The 614-nt window shown below is 49.2% G+C and carries 1 protein-coding gene and 1 pseudogene; both read right to left on the reverse strand.

Going from position 1 to position 614, the window contains the following annotated elements; genetic code table 11:
• The coding region (locus R7R78_RS27605) for a hypothetical protein (protein ID WP_225474794.1) at positions 1 to 315 on the reverse strand (315 nt) is incomplete at its 3' end.
• A pseudogene (locus R7R78_RS27610) lies at positions 306 to 614 on the reverse strand (cellulase); the annotation flags it as partial. The pseudogene R7R78_RS27610 and the gene R7R78_RS27605, both read right to left, overlap by 10 nt.

Here is a 614-nt window from a genome sequence, read left to right on the forward strand (position 1 = left end):
ATACATATTCGCTTGATAGAAAAGCCCCGTTGGATTGCTTTCTTCAATCGCGAACAGCCTCTCCAGAGTACTCTCGACAATATCATCTCGGCCAATCGCATCCGCCAGTTTTAGCTGCTCAACCAACCACTCAACCGAGTCAACTCGTGCTAATGATGTGGAAAATTGAACCAGCTCGATAGGTTTGTAGACCTGTGCGAGCTGCGACTTTGTCAGAGGTTTTGAACTAAAGCTTTCTGCATGCACAGTGCCGATGCCACCAGCCGCCAAAGCAACCAGTGGAATCCACCTTAACACGCGTCCTGTTACTGACATCTCTCGCTCCATGCAGGAAGCAATTCACCTTGCACACTAAAACGGTAACGTTCTGCATGCCAACCAAGCCCAAATAGACTTAATACGTTGTCGTAATAATGATCGTTTTTGTCCATCACAAGTTCATTTTGAGCACGACTGAACTGCGCCTCCAACAGCGCAGATTCACCAGAAGCCGCGAGCAACGGAAGAGCCGCAGCAGAAAAACCTGCGCTTCCTGCTTGGGTATATTTACCCGTTTCAGTATTTACTTCTCTCGCTGGCGCACCAAGGGCTTTGGTTGCCGCCACAAACGGCTG

This window comes from Vibrio sp. 2134-1, assembly GCF_033339495.1.